The 14,453-nt window shown below is 63.7% G+C and carries 12 protein-coding genes; 6 read left to right on the top strand and 6 right to left on the bottom strand.

What is annotated here, in order from left to right; translation table 11 throughout:
- The 4 genes from WA702_RS17870 to WA702_RS17855 all read left to right on the top strand — a co-directional run.
- A partial coding sequence (locus tag WA702_RS17870) for a sensor histidine kinase (protein WP_425111863.1) occupies nucleotides 1-938 on the top strand: 938 nt, incomplete at its 5' end.
- Between the two features lie 47 nt (nucleotides 939-985).
- The gene (locus tag WA702_RS17865; RefSeq protein WP_425111864.1) at nucleotides 986-1,189 is read left to right on the top strand and encodes a DUF1289 domain-containing protein; all 204 of its coding nucleotides are present in this window, start codon (nucleotides 986-988) and stop codon (nucleotides 1,187-1,189) included.
- A 205-nt stretch (nucleotides 1,190-1,394) separates the two neighbouring features.
- Nucleotides 1,395-1,919, top strand: a complete 525-nt coding sequence (locus WA702_RS17860; RefSeq protein WP_425111862.1) for a TIGR02281 family clan AA aspartic protease — start codon at nucleotides 1,395-1,397, stop codon at nucleotides 1,917-1,919.
- A 140-nt stretch (nucleotides 1,920-2,059) separates the two neighbouring features.
- Entirely contained in the window at nucleotides 2,060-3,157 is a 1,098-nt protein-coding gene (locus WA702_RS17855) for a pyridoxal phosphate-dependent aminotransferase (RefSeq protein WP_425111861.1), read from the top strand.
- A 24-nt stretch (nucleotides 3,158-3,181) separates the two neighbouring features.
- On the opposite strand, the gene WA702_RS17850 is transcribed toward WA702_RS17855, so the two are convergent.
- The 3 genes from WA702_RS17850 to dusA all read right to left on the bottom strand — a co-directional run bounded on the left by WA702_RS17850 (nucleotide 3,182) and on the right by dusA (nucleotide 8,822).
- The gene (locus tag WA702_RS17850) at nucleotides 3,182-6,340 is read right to left on the bottom strand and encodes an efflux RND transporter permease subunit (RefSeq protein WP_425111860.1); all 3,159 of its coding nucleotides are present in this window, start codon (nucleotides 6,338-6,340) and stop codon (nucleotides 3,182-3,184) included.
- Nucleotides 6,337-7,572: an efflux RND transporter periplasmic adaptor subunit gene (locus tag WA702_RS17845; RefSeq protein WP_425111859.1), complete on the bottom strand. Its 1,236-nt coding sequence runs from the start codon at nucleotides 7,570-7,572 to the stop codon at nucleotides 6,337-6,339. The genes WA702_RS17850 and WA702_RS17845 overlap by 4 nt, the downstream gene beginning before the upstream one ends.
- A 233-nt stretch (nucleotides 7,573-7,805) precedes the next feature.
- The gene (dusA, locus tag WA702_RS17840; protein WP_425111858.1) at nucleotides 7,806-8,822 is read right to left on the bottom strand and encodes a tRNA dihydrouridine(20/20a) synthase DusA; all 1,017 of its coding nucleotides are present in this window, start codon (nucleotides 8,820-8,822) and stop codon (nucleotides 7,806-7,808) included.
- Nucleotides 8,823-9,093: 271 nt separating this feature from the next.
- Here dusA and WA702_RS17835 point away from each other — a divergent pair, with 271 nt between their 5' ends.
- Nucleotides 9,094-11,523, top strand: coding sequence for a type IA DNA topoisomerase (locus tag WA702_RS17835; RefSeq protein ID WP_425111857.1), 2,430 nt, complete (start codon nucleotides 9,094-9,096; stop codon nucleotides 11,521-11,523).
- 122 nt (nucleotides 11,524-11,645) lie between these two features.
- Here WA702_RS17835 and WA702_RS17830 read toward each other — a convergent pair whose 3' ends face one another.
- From WA702_RS17830 to soxC, 3 genes are all read right to left on the bottom strand, one after another.
- Entirely contained in the window at nucleotides 11,646-12,050 is a 405-nt protein-coding gene (locus WA702_RS17830) for a DUF302 domain-containing protein (RefSeq protein WP_425111856.1), read from the bottom strand.
- A gap of 68 nt (nucleotides 12,051-12,118) precedes the next feature.
- Nucleotides 12,119-12,664 carry a c-type cytochrome gene (locus tag WA702_RS17825; RefSeq protein WP_425111855.1) on the bottom strand — a complete coding sequence of 182 codons (546 nt, stop codon included), beginning with the start codon at nucleotides 12,662-12,664 and terminating at the stop codon, nucleotides 12,119-12,121.
- The gene (soxC, locus tag WA702_RS17820) at nucleotides 12,651-13,925 is read right to left on the bottom strand and encodes a sulfite dehydrogenase (RefSeq protein WP_425111854.1); all 1,275 of its coding nucleotides are present in this window, start codon (nucleotides 13,923-13,925) and stop codon (nucleotides 12,651-12,653) included. The genes WA702_RS17825 and soxC overlap by 14 nt, the downstream gene beginning before the upstream one ends.
- Nucleotides 13,926-13,988: 63 nt before the next feature.
- Here soxC and WA702_RS17815 point away from each other — a divergent pair, with 63 nt between their 5' ends.
- Nucleotides 13,989-14,285 carry a hypothetical protein gene (locus tag WA702_RS17815; RefSeq protein ID WP_425111853.1) on the top strand — a complete coding sequence of 99 codons (297 nt, stop codon included), beginning with the start codon at nucleotides 13,989-13,991 and terminating at the stop codon, nucleotides 14,283-14,285.
- The last annotated feature ends 168 nt before the right edge of the window (nucleotides 14,286-14,453 follow it).

Here is a 14,453-nt window from a genome sequence, read left to right as displayed (position 1 = left end):
GGCTGCATTCGACGACGCTGGCGACACTGGAGGCGCGCGCCGAGAAGGACGCGCTGATCGGCGAGCTCGAGCAGGCCAAGGCGATCTCCGACGAGGCGCGCTACCGGGCCGAGGCTGCCAATGTGGCGAAGTCGCGCTTCCTGGCCCAGATGAGCCATGAGCTGCGCACGCCGCTGAATGCCATCCTCGGCTTCTCCGAGGTGATGAAGAGCGAGATCTTCGGCCCCCACGCGGTGCCGGTCTACAAGGAATACTCCGCCGATATCCACAATTCCGGCGTCCACCTGCTCAATCTGATCAACGAGATCCTCGACCTCTCGCGCATCGAGGCCGGCCGCTACGAGCTCAACGAGGAACCCGTGTCGCTGGTGCACGTGGTGGCCGACTGCCACCACCTGCTCAAGCTGCGCGCCTCGAGCCGCGGCATCACCATCCAGGAGGTGTTCGAGCAGAGCATGCCGCGGCTCTGGGCCGACGAGCGCGCGATTCGTCAGGTGGTGCTGAACCTGTTGTCCAACGCCATCAAGTTCACGCCGCAAGGCGGCAAAATCTGGCTGAAGGCAGGATGGACCGCATCCGGCGGCCAGTATCTGAGCGTGCGCGACACTGGCTCAGGCATCCCCGAGGACGAAATCCCGATCGTGCTGGCCTCGTTCGGCCAGGGCTCCAACTCGATCAAATCCGCCGAGCAAGGCGCCGGCCTCGGTCTCCCGATCGCCAAGAACCTGATCGAGATGCATGGCGGCACCTTCACGCTGAAATCGAAGATCCGGATCGGCACCGAGGTGATCGTCACCTTCCCGCCGGAACGCGTGATGTCGGCCTTGGCCCCGGTGCGCGACGAGGCCCCGCTGCAGCCGGGGCCGGAAATCCCCGTCACCCATGAGAAGCATCGCTTGCGCCTGAAGCCGATCATGAATGCCGGAACGGGGCTATGACGTGATTGTCCTTGCGCCGCCGCCGGAAGACCCTCAACACCATATCCATGAGTCAAGATACGCCGTGCATCGCCGTCTGCATGATCGACCCCAGGACCAATCTCTGCTTCGGCTGCGGCCGCACGCTGCCGGAGATCGCGCGCTGGGGCAAAATCACAAGCGACGAGCGGCGCGCGCTGATGAGGGAGCTGCCGAAGCGCATGCACGCGGCCGGGCTGCCGCCGATGTCGGGGGGCAAGAGGCGCGACTAATACACTTATCTGACATACTCGCGGTACCACCACGCACGCGTTTCAACCTCGCCCCGCTTGCGGGGAGAGGTCGATCGCGAAGCGATCGGGTGAGGGGGTACAGGTCTCGTCACTTGCACCACTCGTGCGTCTGCCCCTCACCCCGACCCTCTCCCCGTAAGAACGGGGAGAGGGAGTGCACCGTCGTTGTCGCCGGAGGTGCATCATGAGCCGGCTGATGCTCGTTCTTCTGACGATGGTGCTCACCGCCGGTGCCGTGATCGCCTACAAGGACCCCGAACAGGCGGCGCGCGCCTCCGACACCGTCTCGGAACTGCTGCGCCATCGTGCCGCCGCCAAGGCGGCGAGCGAGGTCGAAGTGCCGCGCAGCCAGGGCGGCGAGTTCGCGCTCAAGGCCAAAATCAACGGCGTCGCCGCGCCGATGGTGATCGACACCGGCGCGACGTCGGTGGTGCTGACCTATGAGACTGCGAAGGCCCTTGGCCTGCCGATTGAGCTGCTGGACTACGATGTCGACGTCGACACCGCCGGTGGCCGCACCAAGGCGGCACGGCTGACGCTCGATCGGCTGGCGATCGGCAAGCTGGTGGAACGCTCGGTGCCGGCGCTGGTTGTGCCACACGGCCAGATGAAGACCAACCTGCTCGGCATGAGCTTCCTCGACCGGCTGGAACGCTGGGAGGTTCGTTCCGACCGGCTGATGCTGCATGGCTATCCTGAGCGAGGCTAGCGACACCGGTTACGGTCGTAGCCATCGCAATCGTGACAGATGCCGCAAGTTGAGCTTTGTTGATTTGCTCGACGAAACGGCTGGTCACAGACTGCGAGGTCCATCCAACCGGTCCGCATTCCCAACAAGAGAGCAGGACCGTGGCTGATCTCAACCGACGCGAATGGCTGCTGCTCGGCACGGCAACCGCCCTCAACATCCTGCATCCCGCAATGGCCATTACACCCACGCAGCGTCCCATCCGTCTTTCGCTGAACGAGAACCCGTTCGGTCCCTCGCAGCTTGCGGTCGACGCAATCAAGGCCGATCTCATAGGCCTCAGCCGCTACACCGGCCAGGAGCTCGACGTGCTGACCAACGCGATCGCGAAACACGAGGGCATCAGTCCCGGACATATCGTGCTCGGCGAGATCCTCGATACGCTCGGCCTTTATCTGTCGGCGCATGATGGGCCGGGCGGCGAGTTCATCTATTCCGAGCCAGGTTACACGGCGCTGGTCGATGCCGTCGCACCGGCCGGCGGCGTGGTAATCGGCGTTCCCCTGAACGATAAGCTCGAGAACGATCTCCCTGCCCTCGCCGCCAAGGTCAACGACAAGACCCGCGCGGTCTACCTGGTCAACCCGCATAATCCCTCCGGCACCGTCAGCGACGCTGTGCGCTTCATCGATTTCGTGCGCGAGCTGTCGCGGCGCACGCTGGTCATCGTCGACGAGGCCTATCTCGAATTCGCAGCGGATTGCGCGCAGCGCACCGCTGCTGCCCTGGTACGCGAGGGCGCACAGGTTGCAGTGTTCAGGACCTTCTCGAAGATCTATGGGCTCAAAAGCCTCGCGATCGGCTACACGTTGGCACCGAAGCCCCTCGCCGCCTCGTTGAAGCGGAGCGGCATCGGTGCCTTCTTCGGGCTCAACCGACTGAGTCTCGTGGCCGCCACCGCGAGCCTTAACGATGCGGGCTACGTTGCCTCGACGCGTGACAAGGTAGCCACCGAGCGCGAGGCCTGGCACACGCTGTTCCGCGAGCGCAAGGTTCGCTTCTCCAACTCGGTCGCCAATTTCGTCTTCTTCGATGCCGGCCGGCCGCAGCAGACCATCGCAGCCGCGCTCGCTGCGCAGAACATCGAGATCGGCCGCGCGCAGCCGCCGCTCGACAATTGGGTGCGCATCTCGATCGGGCTACCCGAGGAGAATGTGATCGCGCGCAAGGCGGTCGCGGAGTTGCTCCCGCCGGCCTAATCGCCGCGATACGCTGCTCCGATCCTATGTCTCAGTGCTTCCGGTCGCCGGATGGGCCTTTCTTCCGGACCGGCCGAAACGGTTCTTTGCACCTTCGCGCCAGCGCTGGAAAATCACGTAGAGCATCGGCACCAGGAAGATGCCGATCGAGCTCGCCGCCAGCATGCCGCCAAACACGGCGGTGCCGACGGCGCGGCGGCTGATTTCCGCCGCACCTGAGGCAAACACCAATGGCAGCAGGCCGAGAATGAAGGCGATCGAGGTCATCATCACGGCGCGGAACCGCATCTGCGACCCGAGCGCTGCGGCCTCGGTGATGGATAGCCCGGCTTCCCGCTGTTCCTTGGCAAACTCGACGATCAAAATGCCGTTCTTGGCGGCGAGCGCGATCAGCACAACCAAGCCGATCTGGCCGTAGAGATTGAGATCCAAGCCGGTAACCTTGATGGCGACGTAGGAGCCAAGCACACCGACCACGACCGACAGCAGCACGGGGATCGGTATCGTCCAGCTCTCATAGAGCGCGACCAGGAACAGATAAGCGAACAATATGGCCAGCGCGAGAATGATGCCGGTCTGGCCGGAGGCCGCCTGCTCCTGATAGGCCGTGCCGGTCCATTCATAGGAATAGCCCGCCGGCAATGTCGAGGCCGACAATTGCGCCATCGCCGCGATCGCCGCACCGGACGACACGCCCGGCGCCGGGCCGCCATTGACGGTCACCGAGCGATAGTTGTTGTAACGCGTGATGACCTGCGGGCCGGTGACGATGCGCAAGCTTGCGATCGAGCGCAGCGGCACCATCGCGCCGGCGCTGTTGCGTACGTAGATCTGCCAGATATCCGAGATGTCGTTGCGATCCCTCGCCTCGCCTTGCACGTTCACCTGCCAGGTGCGGCCAAACAAATTGAAGTTGTTGACATAGACTCCGCCGAGCGTTGCCTGCAGCGCTGTGAAGACATCGCTGATGCCGAGCCCCAGCGCCTGCGCCTTGGCACGATCGATGTCGAGATAAACAGACGGATTGGTCGCGGTGAAGGTCGAGAACACGCGTGTCAGCCGCGGATCGCGGTTGGCGGCGGCGACCAGCCCCTGCACGACGCTGCCGAGCGCAACGGGGTCCTGCCCTTCCAGCGCGTCGAGCTGGTATTCGAAGCCGCCCGACGTCGACAGGCCGATGATCGGCGGCAGGTTGAACGGCAGGACGTTGGCCTGCCGGATCTGCGATCCGGCACCGAATGTCTGCTTGATCGTCGCCTGTACCGAGTCGGTGACCGCGCGCCGGTCCTCGAATGGCTTCATGCGCGCGACCATGAAGGCTGAATTCGGCTCGTTGCCGCCGTCGAGCAGCGAGAAGCCGATGATCGAGAGCACGTGGTCGATCTGCGGCATCTTCTTGAGCACGGCTTCGACCTGCTTGGTCACCTCGCTGGTGCGCTCCACCGATGCGCCATCAGGCAGCTGCACCGCGATGAAGAAGGCGCCCTGGTCCTCTTCCGGCAGGAAGCCGGTGGGCGTGATCCGCGAAATGCCGAACACGCCGGCTGCGAATACCAGCACGGCCACCACGGCCACCACGGCGAACCGCACCAGGCGCCGGACCATGCTGGCGTAGCGATCGCGCACCCAGTCGATGCTGCCGAGCACACGCCCCATGATGCCGCGCCGCGGACCACCATGCCGCAGGAACACGGCGCAGAGTGCCGGCGACAGTGTCAATGCATTCAACGCCGAGATCACCATCGCCGCGCTGATCGTCACGGCGAATTGCCGGAACAGCGTGCCGGAGATGCCCGGAATGAACGCGATCGGCACGAACACCGAGAGCAGCACCAGGGAGATCGCGATGATCGGCGCGGTGATCTGCGTCATCGCTTTCTTGGTGGCCTCGGCCGGCGACAGCTCCGGCTCCTCCTCCATCACGCGCTCGACATTCTCGACCACGACGATGGCGTCATCGACCACGATGCCGATCGCAAGCACCATGGCGAGCAGCGAGACCGTATTGGCCGAATAGCCCAGTGCCAGCAGGACCGCGAAAGCGCCGATCAGGCTGACCGGCACCGCGACCGCGGGAATCACGGTGGCCCGGAGATTGCCGAGGAACAGGAACACCACGATCACGACCAGCACAAAGGCTTCGCCCAGCGTCTTCAGCACCTCCTGGATCGTATCGGTGACGAAGATGGTGGAATCGTATTGCACCTCGTAGGTCAGCCCGGGCGGAAACCGGTGCGACAGGTTGGCGAGCGTCGCCTGCACCGCCTTGGCGGTCGTCACCGCATTGGCGCCGGGGGCGAGATAGATGCCCATGGGCACGCCGGGCTGTCCGTCGATGCGCGACTCGCTGTCCAGGTTCTGCGCGCCGATCTCGACCCGCGCGACGTCCTTGATCCGCAGCACCGAGCCGTCCGGATTGGCGCGCAGCACGATGTCGCCGAACTGGGCCGACGTCGTCAGCCGCCCCTGTGTCTGCACGTTGAACTGGAACTGCTGATCGTTCGAGATCGGCCGCGCGCCGATGCGGCCCACCGGCGCCTGCACGCTCTGGGCCCTGATCGCGGCGATCACGTCCGACGGCGCCAGATTGAGGCTGGTCAGCCGCTGCGTGTCGAACCAGATCCGCATCGAATAATTCAGCTTCGCGAACAGCGAGGCCTGGCCGACGCCAGGTGTGCGGGAGATCGCGTCGAGCACGTTGATGATGGCGTAGTTGGTGATGAACAGCGGGTCTTGCTGGCCGTTCTTGCTGTAGAGCACGACGAACTGCAGGACGGCCGAGGATTTCTTCTGGACCACCAGGCCCTGCGCCTGCACCTCGGTCGGCAGCTGCGACAGCGCGGTCTGCACCCGGTTGTTGACGTTCACGGTGTTGATATCGGGATTGGTGCCGAGTGCGAACGAGACGGTCAGCGTATAGCTGCCGTCATTGCCGCTGGTCGACTTCATATAAAGCATCTTGTCGACGCCGACGACCTGCGCCTCCAGCGGTTGGGCAACGCTGGATTCCACCACCTCCGCAGACGCGCCGGGGAAGTTGGCCGTGACGGTGACCTGCGGCGGCACGATATCGGGGAATTGTGCCACCGGAATCTGCAGCAGCGCGAGCGCGCCCGCGATCGTGATGACGAACGCGATGACGATGGCAAGCCGCGGACGATCGACGAAGACGGAGGAAATCATGGCGTGGCGCCCGCAGGGTTCGGACCAAGTCCGCCGCCGGATTTCGACGCGGCGGTATCGCTGCTGTTGGCCATGACGGACTGGATCAGCGCGCTGGCCGGCCCGGGTGAGACCGGCTGGCCCTGCCGTACCCGCTGCAGGCCCTCGACGATGACCTTGTCGCCTTCGGAAAGACCCTTGGTCACCGCGGCCACGGTCGGCGTCGATTGTCCGAGCGTGATCCGGCGCTGCTCCGCCTTGTTGTCGGCGCCGACGACGAAGACATATTCGCCCTGCTGGTCCGACAGCACGGCCGCGCGCGGGATAGCCAAAAACTGCACCGGCTCGACGCCTTCGAGCGAGACCGTGACGAACTCGTTGTCGGTAAGCTCGCGGATCGCGCCTTGCGCGCTGGTTTGGTCCTTCAGCGGTGGATTGGGGATCGTGCCGCGCAACGTGATGGTGTCGGTGTTCTGCACGATGGTGTTGTTGACGAAATTCAGCTCGCCGACCTGGTCGTACAGGCGCCCGTCAGGCAAGTGGATCCGGATCACGACGGCCTTGAAGCCGCCGCGCGGAACGTAGCGGCTGCGCAGCGCCAGCGCTTCGCGCACCGAGACCGGGAACGTGACATACATCGGATCCTGGCTCACGATGGTCGTGAGCACGCCCGAGCTCGGGCTGACGACGTTGCCTTCGGTGACCGCGGTGCGGCCGATCTGGCCGTTGATCGGCGAGCGGATCTGGGTGTAGTCGAGATTGATCCTGGAGAGATCGACTTGCGCCTCGGCCGCCTTGACCTGGGCCTCCAGGCTTTGCTGGTTGGCGACCGCCGCATCATAGGTGGATTGCTGACCGGCCGGGCCACTGAGCAGCGTCTTGGCGCGGTCGGTGGTCAGCTTGGCATTGACCAGTGTCGCCTGCAGTTGCGCAACTTGCGCCTGCTTCGCCGCGAGATCGGCCTCGAACGGGCCGCGCTCGAGCTGATAGAGCATGTCGCCGGCCTTGACCTCGGCGCCGTCGACAAAGTCGCGCTTCTCGAGGAAGGCGGTCACGCGCGCCACCACGTTAACGCGGTTGGTCGCCTCGATGCGTCCCAGAAACTCGTTGGATTCGGTAAATGGCCGTTTGGTAGCCTCGATGACGCCGACGGCCGGCGCCGGCCCTCCCTGCTGCTGCGCCCGCGCCTGACCGCCAACAGCGGAAACGGCGCAAGCCAACGCCGCGACGCAGATGGTCCGGCTGATCGTCATTGTCGCCATCATCGCACCCTGCGCCTTCTCGGGTTATGATTCGGATATTCAACCACGTCCGGAACCGATTTTAATGAAGCGATGTCGCGAACGAAACCACCCTTCCGGTTCTCTTACGACAAGGTTCTCCTCCGCGCTTTCAAACCTGCCGGGTGGCCGGTTGGAATCAGCTCACACCCCATCACTTCCACGTCAGTTCGCAGGGATGTCGCCGCCGGCCTGGTCAGCCGGTATCACTGCCAGGTGAAAGCGAGGTCCTCCGCCGGCGCCGGGATGGTGCGGTCCTCGATCATCGCGACCGCGTCGCGCAACACCGTGATGCCGGCATCCGGGCTGACGCCGTGCTCGGCGAGGTGGCGGCGAAATGCGCGCGCGCCGGGCACCGCGTGATAGGCGCCGACGAGATGGCGGGTGATAGCATGCAGGCGCGTGCCCTTCGCAAGCTCGCGCTCGATGTAGGGCTCGTATGCGGCCAGCGCCGCTTGCATGGTCGTGTACACCGGCGCCTCGCCGAAGATCTCGGCATCGACGGCCAGGAGCCGCCACGGATCCTGATAGGCGGCGCGCCCGAGCATCACGCCGTCGACATGCGCAAGATGCCGCCTGGCCGCGTCGATATCGGGGATACCGCCGTTGATGATGATGGGCACACCAAGCATTGCTGCCTTCAGCCGGTAGACGCGCTCATAGTCGAGCGGCGGGATGTGGCGGTTTTGCTTCGGCGACAATCCATTCAGCCAAGCCTTGCGCGCATGCACGATCAGCGCATCGGCGCCGGCCGCGACCACCGCGCGCGCCAGCCGGTCGAGCGCGACCTCCGGATCCTGGTCGTCGATGCCGATCCGGCATTTCACCGTCACCGGAATCCGCACCGCCTGTTTCATCGCCGCGACACAGGCGGCAACGAGGTCCGGCTCCGCCATCAGGCAGGCGCCAAACCGGCCGTCCTTCACCCGATCGGAGGGGCAGCCGACATTGAGATTGATTTCGTCGTAGCCGAAATCCTCGCCGATCCCGGCCGAGGTCGCGAGATCGGCTGGATTGGAGCCGCCGAGCTGCAGCGCCACCGGATGCTCGCTCGCATCGAAGCCGAGCAGCCGGGCGCGATCGCCATGGATGACGGCCCCCGTCGTCACCATCTCGGTATAAAGCAACGCCCGGCGCGTCAGCAGCCGATGGAACACCCGGCAATGCCGATCGGTCCAGTCCATCATGGGTGCGACGGAAAATCGGTAATCGAGAGCTTTCAATAAGGTACCCTACAAGCACCGGAAGACGAACACTCACCCGGGTGGGCGCCCCCACTTAGCCAAATCGTGCCCGCTTGTAATGCATTCGATCTCGCGGCGCACGCATGGCGATTCCGAAGCTGCATGAGGCTCGGGCAAGCACGGGATTTCGGAGGCGGAAAGCGCGATCAAGAGGATCCCGGCCTCCCGCTCGATAGCTTGCGGATCTGCCATGTTCACTATATGTTCGAGATGGCGTGCACGCTGAATCGATCTTTTCCCACCGAATCTCATGCCTCATCAAATCGTCATCACGGAGAAGACCAGCCAGGCAAAGGACGTCCGTGCCGCTGTTGGCCCACGCTATGGAGATATCCTTCCGGCCGAAGGCCATCTGTTTGACCTGCTCGAACCCGAGGATGTCGTACCGGCCTGGAAGCGCTGGTCGCCGATCCTGCTGCGACCGGACGGTCTTTACGCCACGCGCCCGGCACAGGGCGGCAATAAAGCGTCCAAGCTCAAGGCCATTCGCGAGGCTCTTCGTACGGCCGAGCGGGTTTGGCTTGCCACCGATTGCGACCGCGAAGGTCAGCTGATCGGTCAGGAGATTCTCGAACATTACAAATATCGCGGCGAAGTCATGCGGGTCCTGTTTACGGCACAGGACTCGCAGACCATCCGGGACGCCTTCAGTCGGGCAAGGCCCAATACCGAATATGGACGCCTTTACGCCGCCGCCGTCGCGCGCCGGCAGGCCGATCAGATCTACAACCTGTCGCTCACGCGGACTGCAACCGTCACCCTGGGTCGGGGTACGCGACGCGTGATCGGGGTTGGACGTGTGAAGACGCCAACGCTCGCAATCGTATGCAAGCGCGAGTTGGAAATCCGGAACTTCGTTCCACTATCCTATTTCGAAATTGTCGCCACGGCCGAGGTGGCGGGAGGCCAATTCCAGATGCGGCACGCGCCGCAGGACCGGATCGTTCGACGCGAGATCGCGGAGGACGTCGTCAGAGCAGCCGAAGGCTTCGCGGGCGCGCTTGCCGTGCGCGTCGAGGACAAGCGTCAAGGACCACCCAAACTGCATGATTTGCCATCGCTGCAGAAACTATGCAGTTCCCGCTTCGGCTGGCTGGCCAGCAAAACGCTCGAGGTGGCGCAGCAGCTCTATGACGGCCAGGGCAAGAAGATCATCACCTACCCTCGCGCCGAGGTGCGCTATTTGCCGCAGAGCCTGATTTCGGACGTGCCGCGGATGTTGGCCGGACTGCAGGTTAACCCATCGTTCAGTGCGATCCCCGCCCCCGAGCCGCCGGTCATCCGCAAGGGCGCAAGCGGCGCCTTCTACGACAAGGGGATCGAGGGCGCGAGCCATCATGCCGTTATTCCCAACGTCAATACGATCGACAAACTGCGCGAAATCTGGCCGCGTCTGTCGTCAGACGAACAGAAGCTGTTCGACGTCATCGCACGCGCCTATCTGTCCATGCTGATGCCTGACTTCCGCTACCGGCAGACGACCGCAATGCTCGATGTGCGAGGCTTCGAATTCCGCGCCGCCGGCCGTCAGCCCATCGATCTCGGCTGGCGCGCCGCATTCCCGGACTGGCAGCCCGCCGACGAAAAGGGCGAGGTGCAATTGCTGCCATTATTGCGAAACGGCGAGACCGCGCAACTGCGGAATCCCAAAATCGAGGACAAGGAGACCCGGCCGCCCCCGCGCTATAACGAAGGTACCCTGATCGAGGCGATGCAAAATGCTTGGCGCTTCGTCGAGGATGAAGTTCTGCGCGACCGCCTGAAGGAAGCCAAGGGCATCGGCACGCCGGCAACCCGGGCCGAGATCATCGGCGGGTTGAAGAAACAGAGTTTTCTGATTGCCCAGGGAAAGCACATCGTGCCGACCGAAGCCGGGCTGTCGCTGTTTGGCATTCTCAAACAGGCAGATCCGGCGTTGGTCGATCCGGGCGCGACGGCGCAACTCGAATGCCTGCTCGACGATGTCGTCGTCGGCAAGCAGGAGATGGTCGGCGCAATCGACGCCGTGTGTCATGTCGCCGAACGCATCATCGGCAAGCTCGTCGAAGGCGCTGCCACCGGAGGGCCGTCCTTGCCGGGTGCCGCATTCGGCAACAACGATACAGCATATCCTCCCACGCCCGCGATGAAGCGCTATGCCGACAGTCTCGCGCGGCAAAACGGCATCAAGCCGCCGCCCGGCTACAAGACGTCGATGTCAATCTGTAGCGCGTTTCTCAGACAGCACGCGCCAAAGAAAGCCGATCGTGAAACCGCAGGAAAGCGCGAACCAAAATCGGCCAGTCCGGCGCAGTTGTCATACGCCAGCAAGATCGCATCCGCCCAAGGCATCGTCATCCCGGACGAGGCCAAGTCCAGCTCGGCTGCAATGGCCGCGTGGATTGACTCACGCAAACGAACGAAACGCCGCAAGAGCGGCCGCGACGCCACTTTGAGGCCCGCGAAATCAATCGCCCCTCAATTGACGTCGCCGCGGATGAGGTCTCGGAAACGAAAGGACGACGCCGTCGCCGTTCCACCGGCTCCCGCTCAGCCATGCCTGATAACAGGAACACCACTTCGAATTCCCTACGGCAACAAGGAGGTCGCCTTTAAGCTCGGCGCCCGTTACGGCTCGGGCGGATGGTATGCGCCTCCGGGCACTGATCTCTCGGCATTTGGCGAGCGCGGCTGGCTGTAGCGTTCGTCGTGTCCCCGGCACAGATGCGTTGACGCGGCTCAATGGCCAAACAGCAGATCGCTTTGTCGAAGCGACGACGGATTGTGGCCACAGCCGGATCCCGCCGTTCACTTCGTTCGCCCTCATGGCGCCGTGGTTGCTTTGGCTGCGACCGCCTTCAACGCACCCGACATCGCATGGACAACGGGCTTGCCGGCATCGCCGACGCCATGCCGATGCGCGAGATAGGCCGGATCGTTGTAGGATAGAAACGTGGTGCCGGCCTCGTCCTGCCAGATCAGCGCCTTCAGCGGCAGGTCGATGCCGATGGTCTGCGCCGCCTGCATCAACGGCGTGCCGCCCTTGGCGGCACCGAAGATCAGAAGATCGGTCGGCCGCAGCGGCAGGCCGGCCGCCGCGGCGCCGGCGGCGTGGTCGACATGGGCAAACACCGTCATGCCCTTGGCAGTGACTTCGGCCTCCAGTCGCTTCATGGTTTCTTCAGGTCCAAAGCTGCTGCGCATCGTGATCAATCCGTCGGCGGACATGGCGGTCTCTCCTAACAACGACGTCATTGCGATCCATGCGAAGATGATCGTCCTTGCGAACCTCATCCTCACTTCCTCTTGAACAGTTTGGCCGGGTCGAACTTCGGCTCCGGCACGAAGCCGTCGCGGTTGGGCATTTTGATCTTCGGCAGGCTGTCTCGGTCGAGCTTGCCGTCGACCGGCAGGATGCCATTCAGACTTAGGATATAGGCGGCGACGGCGTAGGTATCGTCATTGCTCAGCGAGCCCGGCGCCTGGTAGGGCATCGCCCTGTGAATGTAATCGAACAGCGTGGTGGCATAGGGCCAGAAGCTGCCGACGGTCTTCACCGGCGCGTTCGAGGCCAGGGTGCCCTGCCCGCCCGCCAAGCGGTCCTTCATCCCGCCGACGCCCTTGTCGCCGTGGCATGCCGCACAGTTTTCGGCGAAGACCTGCTCGCCTTTCGCCACCGTGCCGCTGCCTGGCGGCAAGCCCTTGCCGTCGGCCCTGACATCGATGTCCCACAGCGCGATCTCGGCAGGCGTCGCCGGGCGGCCGAAATCATAGGCGAGGACGGGAGAGATCAGCGCGAGAACAACGGCGCCGGCGAACAGTGTTTTGCTAGTCGAGGACATTGCGAACCCTCCCGGTGCCGTCGATGCTCCAGGTCTGTTGCGCGTGGTAGTGAAACAGCGCGTTGCTTCCCTGCGCGTCGATAAAAGACTTCCGGTCCGGCTGAACGTTGCCCTTGTCATCGGTCGAGCGGCTGACGATCTTGGTCGGCGTGCCGTCCCAGTTCCAATCCGTCTCGAACCTGCTCTGTGCCTTCGGCAGTGCCGGGAGACTAAGCTGCGCGTCCTGCCAGGTCTTCGCGCCATCGGTCGAGACCTCGACGCGGATGATCTTGCCATGCCCGCTCCAGGCCAATCCCGTGATCCGCTGATAGCCCGGCTTGATCACCATCGTTCCGGATGGCGCGGTGATCACCGAGTTGGTGTCCATCCGAAGCTGAAACTGGGTGGCCTTGCCATTGGCCTGAAGCTGGGTGTAGCGCGCCGTCTCCCAGCGCGTCATCCACGGCTGATCGCCAAACTTCAAGCGGCGCAGCCATTTGATGTTGAGGTTGCCCTCGAAGCCCGGCATCACCAGCCGCATCGGAAAGCCGTGCGCCGGCCGCAGCGGCTCGCCGTTCTGCCCATAGGCTACGAACGCCTCGTTGAGAATTTCGTCGGTCAGCGGAATGCTGCGGGCAACGCCGGCGGCGTCGCCGCCTTCGGCGAGCATCCAGTTGGAGCCGCGATCCTTGCCGACCAGATCGACCAGGAATTTGAGCGGCACGCCGGTCCATTCATTGGTGCTGACCAGACCATGCGTATTCTGCACCGTGAGGTTTTCGTCGGCCTTCTTCCAGTTCTCCCAGCCATTGCCGGTGCATTCAATGAAGACCACGCGCGTGACCGACGGCATCGTCTTGAGATCGTCGACGCTGAAGACCAGCGGCTTTCCCACCATACCATGCATTAGCAACCGGTGCTTGGCAGGATCGAGATCCGGCACGCCGGAATGGCTGCGCTCGTAGTGCAGGTCCGACGGCGTGATGTTTCCGAACAACTTGTCGAGCGGCGTCTTCGAGTTGATCGCGTCGCTCGGATCGACATTACGCTTTCCGGGACCGGCTTCTGGAATGCGGGAGATCTTGACATATTGCGACCGCTCGCTGTGACCGCCGAGATCGGCGCCGGGCTCGCGCGGCGGCACGTCGGCGAGCGAACCGGCGACCGCCTGTCCTGCGACGAGACTTCCCGCAAGGCCGGTGGAGGCTGCGATGAAATTCCTGCGGGACAGTTTCTCCGGTCCACGATCGGGCTCGAGAAGGAGATTGCTGTGATCGGTCATTTCTCAATCGCTTGATCTGTTGCGAATGACTGACCCTCGCTCGGTTCGATCGTTGCGATCTTTTTGATCGGCAGGCCTTACTTTCAAATCGCCCGTTTTTCGGCCGCGATGGCTGTGCTGCGATTCAGCCTGCGCTGCGACCGCATTGATGTGGACAACGGATACCGAGATGTCGATTCGTCGGCGTTTGGAGCGCCTGCCTCGCAGCTCGCATGGTCAAGTGATGGCGGTGCCAGTGAAGCCGCGCGATATCTCACGCATGAAGCAATTGGCCTCGCCGGCTTCGGGTTCTTGCTGACGCTGGTGATGACGGTCGCGATTGCGGCGCGCGGCGTTGTATTCTGGCTTGACCGGTTCTGACGGCGATCGCGATGACCGTCGCTGCCCAACGCAAAAACGCCGCTCCGGCTTGTGGGCGGGAGCGGCGTATTTTGTGTTGGATGTGAAGAGGTTTTGATCTGTCCTTTGCAGGCCTGGCAGCGACCTACTCTCCCAGGGCTTGAGCCATAGTACCATTGGCGCTGAGGA

Source organism: Bradyrhizobium sp., from assembly GCF_049798375.1.
In the GTDB taxonomy this organism is placed as follows: domain Bacteria; phylum Pseudomonadota; class Alphaproteobacteria; order Rhizobiales; family Xanthobacteraceae; genus Bradyrhizobium.
This window is presented reverse-complemented; position numbering and strand designations above follow the sequence as displayed.